The 6,630-nt window shown below is 44.0% G+C and carries 5 protein-coding genes; 1 reads left to right on the top strand and 4 read right to left on the bottom strand.

What is annotated here, in order from left to right; genetic code table 11:
• Positions 1-32 precede the first annotated feature (32 nt).
• The 4 genes from AC4E8B_RS15340 to mgtE form a co-directional block, all read right to left on the bottom strand.
• Positions 33-824, bottom strand: coding sequence for a CheR family methyltransferase (locus AC4E8B_RS15340; protein WP_490219709.1), 792 nt, complete (start codon positions 822-824; stop codon positions 33-35).
• A 67-nt stretch (positions 825-891) separates the two neighbouring features.
• Positions 892-3,690 carry a sensor histidine kinase gene (locus AC4E8B_RS15345; RefSeq protein ID WP_490214232.1) on the bottom strand — a complete coding sequence of 933 codons (2,799 nt, stop codon included), beginning with the start codon at positions 3,688-3,690 and terminating at the stop codon, positions 892-894.
• Positions 3,691-3,943: 253 nt separating this feature from the next.
• Positions 3,944-4,123 carry a small, acid-soluble spore protein, H family gene (locus AC4E8B_RS15350; protein ID WP_490214233.1) on the bottom strand — a complete coding sequence of 60 codons (180 nt, stop codon included), beginning with the start codon at positions 4,121-4,123 and terminating at the stop codon, positions 3,944-3,946.
• Between the two features lie 64 nt (positions 4,124-4,187).
• On the bottom strand, positions 4,188-5,534 hold the full coding sequence (mgtE, locus tag AC4E8B_RS15355; protein WP_490214234.1) for a magnesium transporter: 1,347 nt from the start codon (positions 5,532-5,534) through the stop codon (positions 4,188-4,190).
• Between the two features lie 147 nt (positions 5,535-5,681).
• On the opposite strand from mgtE, the gene AC4E8B_RS15360 reads away from it, so the two are divergent.
• Positions 5,682-6,305 carry a LysE family transporter gene (locus AC4E8B_RS15360; protein WP_490214235.1) on the top strand — a complete coding sequence of 208 codons (624 nt, stop codon included), beginning with the start codon at positions 5,682-5,684 and terminating at the stop codon, positions 6,303-6,305.
• Positions 6,306-6,630: the final 325 nt, after the last annotated feature.

Below are 6,630 nucleotides of genomic sequence, written 5' to 3' on the forward strand. Positions count from 1 at the left end.
TAAGTTTATGCCCAAAGATCCAGGCAATCCCCTTACTTTTTCGTATACAATCTCTCTTTGCCATCAAACTCCGCATAATTTTCCTTTGAACGTCCAATTCTCAGCGTTTCTTTGTTTCCAAGTCCCAAGTACCCGCCATCAGAAAGGCTCTCATGGAAAAGATCAAGTACATCCTGCTGCAGCTGAGGTGTAAAATAAATCATTACATTTCTGCAGATGATAACATGAAACTCGTTGAAAGAGCCGTCAGTCACCAGATTATGCTGGGCAAATATCACATTTTTCACTAGATTCCGGTGAAAATAGGCATTGCATTCGTCAGTAGAATAGTATTCTGAAAAAGCCTTCTTGCCGCCCGCCTGGATGTAATTCTTAGTATAAGTCTGCATCCTGGCCAGGGGGAATGTCCCGCTCTCTGCCCGCTTTAAAACATTTTCGTTTATATCGGTCGCATAGATCCTTGTTTTACTGCCGAGTCCTTCTTCTTCCATTAATATTGCCATTGAATATGCTTCTTCCCCTGTAGCACAGCCTGCATGCCATATCCGGATTTCCGGGAGGCCCCTGAGACGGGGTACAACCTTCTCGCGAAATGCTTTAAAGAAGGATGGATCCCGGAACATTTCTGTCACACTGATGGATAAATCGTCCAATATTCTATTAATGAAGCCTGGATAGTGCAGGACTTTTTCAATAAGCCTGCTGATTGTCGGTATCTGCTCCAGCCTCATTCTATGCTGTATCCTTCTTTCTACAGAGGAGCGCATATATTGGCGGTAATCATAACCGGAAATCAGGTAGACGGCTTCAAGAAGAAGATCCATCTCAATTTTTTCCCGTTCATCCGCCTTAAGCACATCCTTTTTCACACATATGCCCCTTTCCAATTTACTAAGAAGCTTTTGTCAGCCACACCCGCATGACGGACAAAAGCTGATCAAGCTTCAGGGGCTTGCTGATATAATCGGATGCACCAGCATCCAGACATTTCTGCCTGTCCCCTTTCATTGCTTTCGCTGTCAATGCTATGATCGGCATTTGTTCAAGACCATCCATGGACCTCAGGTGCTGCATTGTTTCATAGCCATCCATCACAGGCATCATAATGTCCATCAGAATAATGTCAATATCTCTTCTCTGCTGGATCATCTCCAGGCATTCCAGCCCGTTCTGCACCGTGGTGACTTCCATTCCCTCGGCTTTAAGCGCCTTTTCCAGCGCATAGATATTGCGATTGTCATCATCACATATTAGCACAGATTTATTTTTAAAGATATGACGGATTTCCTTTGAAATCCCTGCATGAATTTCCGGCTCCTCCGCCCCAGTATCTGTGATTGTTTCTTCCGCCGCAGCCGAAGCGGCTATTTCTAGCTGTGCTGCTGCAGTATACTGTTCTTTCTCGAGGCCATTAGGAAGGCTTGGTATAAACAGGGTAAAAGTACTTCCCTCCCCTTCCTCGCTTTCCACGAATATCCAGCCTCCCAAGAGCTTTGCAAACTCCCGGCAGATAGAAAGGCCAAGCCCTGTGCCTCCGTATTTCCTGACTGACGCACCATCTCCCTGCTGAAATGCTTCAAAGATGATGGATTGCTTGCTTTCCGGAATGCCTATTCCTGTATCAGACACTTTTATCTCTGTCCAAAAATCAGCTTTTGATTTTAAAGGCAGATTTCTTGTCTTTTCCGGTTCAGCCAGATTTACCTCTATGGAAACAGAGCCTTTCTCTGTGAATTTAAAGCTGTTTGAAAGCAGGTTCTTGATAATCTGCTGAAATCTTTGCTGATCTGTATACATGATCCCAGGAAGGTCTTCAGCAATTGAGATATTGAAATCCAGGTTCTTTTTTTGTGCCAGATGGCTGAAATTGTATTCCAGATAGGAAGGCAATTCACTCAAATTCATCTCTTCAAAGAGCATATCCAGCTTCCCGGCCTCGATTTTAGATAAGTCAAGTATATCATTGATGAGAGAAAGCAGATCTTTCCCTGATGAATGAATCACTTTAGCTACTTCCTTCTGCTCCTCCGGTATTTCTTCACCCTGCCCCTCTGACAGCATTTCTGATAACAGCAGGATGCTGTTCAGCGGGGTCCTGAGCTCGTGCGACATATTGGCCAGGAATTCAGATTTATATTTGGAGCTTAATAACAGCTGTTCTGCTTTTTCTTCAATATCCTTATTGGCCTGCTGCAGATCGCGGGATTTTTGTTCTGCATCCCTTGTTCTTTCTTCGAGCTGTTCATTGATCATCCTTAGCTCTTCCGATTGTGACTGAAGCTCTTCTGACTGGACCTGAAGTTCCTCAGATTGAGTCTGGAGCTCTTCTGACTGTACTTGCAGCTCTTCTGTCATCATCTGGGATTCTTTTAGCAGCCGCTCGATTTCCATTCTTCCGAGCACACTGTTGACTGTGATACCGAGCGTATCCAGCAGCTGTGTCAGAAGCTTCTCTTCAAGAGCTGTGAACTCCCTGATGGAAGAAAACTCTACGACTGCAGTGACATTCCCTTCAAAAAGGACCGGGGCAATCAGTATGCTTTTAGGCTTCACTTCACCAAGTCCAGAACTGACAAGCGAGTAGTCATCCGGAATCTCCTTCAGCACCCTGGTCCGCTTATCCAGAGCTGCCTGGCCGATCAGGCCTTCGCCAAGGTAGAACTCCTCCCTGCCAGCTTCTCTTCCATCTCCAGCATAACTTGCCTGCTTAAGGAAACGGCTTTCCCTGCCTTCCCCAGTGCGCAAATAAAACGCACCGGCAGAGGCGTCCAGAATTATAGCAGTTTCTGCAATAAATTTTTCGCCCAGCGTCTTGATATCCGTTATATCCTGGTACATTGTAGCGATATCTGCTATATTCGTCTGCAGCCAGTTTTGTTCAGATATATGTTTCGTATAGTCTTTTTCTTTTAAACTATAGTCTTCAAGCGATGCAGCCATCTCATTGAAAGCAAGCCCGATTTCGCCTATTTCATCCTTTGTATTAATTTCTACTCTGGGCAGGGAAGAAAGATCGGCATAATTCACCCTGGATATGACACTGATTATCTTTTTCAGGCTCATGGATGTGCTTCTAATCACCCAGAAAGCCGCTGCCACGACAGCAGCAAGACAAAGGATGGACCCTGCTATAATGCTGATAATCATCTGATCATATGTATCACGTGACTGCTCCACAGAAGCACCCATCAGGCTTTCCTGAAAGGCACTGAAGTCAGACAGGTCTTCACTAAGGCTGTCTCTCTGCTCCTGCCGGCTTTCCATAAGCCTCCGCAAATCAGCTGCAGGTACATCACCATCCAGCGCCCTTATCAGATCATCCTCTGTGTTGATCAAGGAGGAGTATTCAATCTGAATCTGCATCAGCAGATCCTGTGCCTCTTCGCGATTGAGGCGGTCCTCCAGATATGCTACGCCCTGCAGAATTGCGTTTCTGTTTTCTTCAATTCTCTCTTTGCTTTCCGCATCGGCAGCCTTTTCACTGTTAATCAGCTGCAGGATCACCTGGTCAGACTGGGTAAATCCCTGCCTGATTTCACCAGCTGTTTTAACTTTTTCATATCTGTCTTCAGTGATTTCCCTAAGGTTGCTTCTCATCCCATTCATAAAGTAGACCGTCAAGAACAGGATAGCTGCCACAAACAGCATAATGATCCCGAAACCCAGGAACTGTTTCTTTCTAAAACTCATAATTTCCCCCCCTAAATCAGCACTGATTGCCTATAAATAGAAAAGCGGACAGAATCCGACCTCTTTTTATACCCTCTCATTTATGTTTTAAACATGATTTTGATATTTTTTTATTTTTCGCTTTGAACTTTGTTTTTGATTTTGGCTCACGCTTGTGAACTATAGTTCACAAGCGTGAGCCAAAAATCAACTTGAAAAACTAACTGAGGTTATGAAAAATAAAAAAACCGCTCATAACAGAGCGGCGTCCACCTTATTTTTCCAACAGTTCTCCAATTTCTACAACAGACCTTTCCTCAAGCGGACCTCTCAAATGGACTGTTGCGGTCCGGCCATCTTCATTGAGGCTGTCAATCCATACAGAAGCACCATTATAAGTCACTTCAATTTCTGCAGTTGAAGAAAGGATCTGTTTAACCCGATTTGCGTTCAAGAAAATCCCTCCAAAAAAGTTTGTCGATTTAGCTTTTCGCTTCAGCAAGAAATTTATTCCTCTCTCACATCAGCTTTGAAATAAAGGCAGTTGCAATGCCGAAATATACGAACAGCGAGATAATATCATTCAATGTAGTAATCAAAGGCCCTGAAGCAACCGCCGGATCAATATTCAGCTTATAAAGAACAAGCGGGACTATTGTCCCTGCAAGAGTGCCTATAATCAAGGTAATAATAAGAGAACTTCCGACCACCAGGCCCAAAACGGCATTACCCTGCCAGATATATGCAATCACAGATATCAGGATGCCGCAGGTCACCCCAATAATGAGCCCGACAGCAAACTCCCTGAGAATCAGTTTTGCTGCAAGCTCCCGGTCAACTTCTCTGCTGATCAGCCCCCTTACAACAACAGCAAGGGATTGTGTTCCTGTATTCCCTGTCATCCCTGCTATCATTGGCATGAAGAATGACAGTGCAACCACCTTGGAAATCGTTTCTTCAAAGCTGCTGATGATCGTTCCCGAAACAAGCCCTATAAAAAGCAGCAAGATCAGCCATGGCAGTCTCCGGTAGGCAGCCACAAAAGCCTTTGTGTCAAAATCAATAGATTTTCCCGATGCTGATAGTTTTTCAATATCCTCTGTCGCTTCCCTGATGACCACATCAATAATATCATCCACAGTAATGATGCCTACCAGCCGATCGTTTTCTTCCACGACAGGCAAAGCCAGGAAATCATAGCGCTCAATAAGCATGGCTGCTTCTTCCTGGTCTGTTTCCACATTTACTGAAATCACCCTGCTGAACATAATATCTTTGATCTGTTCATGAGGCTCTGCCAGAATCAGGTCCCTGTATGAAACAACCCCTGTCAAACATTTGTCTTTATCTATCACATAAAGATAATTGATTGTTTCCGAAAATACAGCAAATGATTTCATCTTGGCAACCGTTTCGCTGACAGTATAGCTTTCAGGAATCCATACGAACCGGTTCGTCATTATTCTTCCTGCAGTCTCAGGCGGGTAATTCATGATACTCTGGACAATCAGGGACTCCTCCTGCTTCATCCCTGCCAGGAGTTCTTCTATCCTTTCAGGTGAAAGGCCTTCTAAAAGCAAGGCCAAGTCGTCATTATCCATAAGATCCATGACCTGACCTGATTTTTCCACACCAAGCTTTACTAAAACCCCATACTGTTCTTCCCTTTCAAGCTCTTCAAGCAAATCTGCAATCTGCTCGGGATCAAGCAGAAGGATGAAACGCGAACGGTGCTTCTCCGGAAGCTCCTCATAAAGCCTGGCAATATCATAAGGCTGCAATTCTGAAATTATTTCCTGGAATTGCTGTTTGTCAGCTTCTTTTAATTGTTTAATCAGTTTGACCAAATGCTGTTCATCGATCATCACTTATCACCCCTTTGCCTTCGCTTCTACTATTCCCCATTTCTGACTTCGCAAAGCCAGCAGCAGTTTTTATCCATTTTTCTGTCGTACAAACCTATAATGCTGAATAGAATTGTACAAGCAGCAAATGAGAAGGAGTTGTTTTTTTTGAGCATATTTCTAAGCTATATCTTCCTAGGGCTTTCCCTTGCAGCTCCTATTGGTCCCATAAATGCAGCACAGCTGGACAAAGGCATAAAAAACGGCTTTTTTCATGCCTGGCTTGTCGGACTGGGAGCTATGATCGCAGATGGAGTATATATGATTGCTGTCTATATGGGAGTCGTGAATTTTCTGGAGATCCCCTTCGTAAAATCATTTTTATGGCTGTTCGGCTTTTTTGTGCTCGTTTATACGGGAATCGAAAGCCTTTTAACTGCAGGAAAAGTAGTATCCAACGACCGCCTTAAAGATGAATCGGCAGCAAAATCATTTATTTCCGGATTCCTGATGTCCATTTCCAATCCCCTGACCATTCTATTCTGGCTTGGCATTTATGGCTCTGTATTGGCGAAAACAGCAGCTGAATATGATAAAAGCCAAATATTGATATACAGCTGTGCAATCTTTATCGGCCTGCTGCTTTGGGATTTGACGATGGCAGCGGTGGCAAGCAGTTTCAGAAGATTCATGACTGGCAGGATACTTACGCTTATTTCAATTTTATCGGGGCTCTCCCTTATCGGTTTTGGACTTTACTTTGGATATGAGGCCTATAAGCTGTTTTTCTAACAGTAATAAAGATTTATGAAAGTGGACTTGCACCTTTGCGGCAGCTATTGGATGGAGATTAGGGATTGCGTTATTAAGTAGTTCTGGATAGGATAGGATGGAAACTTTGCGGATGATTGGGGAAAGACGGTTTTGCCGGGGATTGTGGGAGTGGTTATGCTGGGGATTGGTGAAATCTACCGGTAAGTTGGTAGATTATCAAGTTAAGTGATTAAATTCTCGATTAAAGCTCCCGTTCTCCTCTTTATACCTGACAAAAACACTGCTCTTTTGCCCACCCGGCGTTCTTTTTTCAGCTAGAGATCAGGAATTTAGCAGATGGACT

Source organism: Bacillus sp. SRL543, from assembly GCF_984799205.1.

Coding starts and splice junctions, on each gene's coding strand:
- AC4E8B_RS15340 (WP_490219709.1), bottom strand. CDS start 824: ATGGATCTTCTTCTTGAAGCCGTCTACCTGATTTCCGGTTATGATTAC.
- AC4E8B_RS15345 (WP_490214232.1), bottom strand. CDS start 3,690: ATGAGTTTTAGAAAGAAACAGTTCCTGGGTTTCGGGATCATTATGCTG.
- mgtE (WP_490214234.1), bottom strand. CDS start 5,534: ATGATCGATGAACAGCATTTGGTCAAACTGATTAAACAATTAAAAGAA.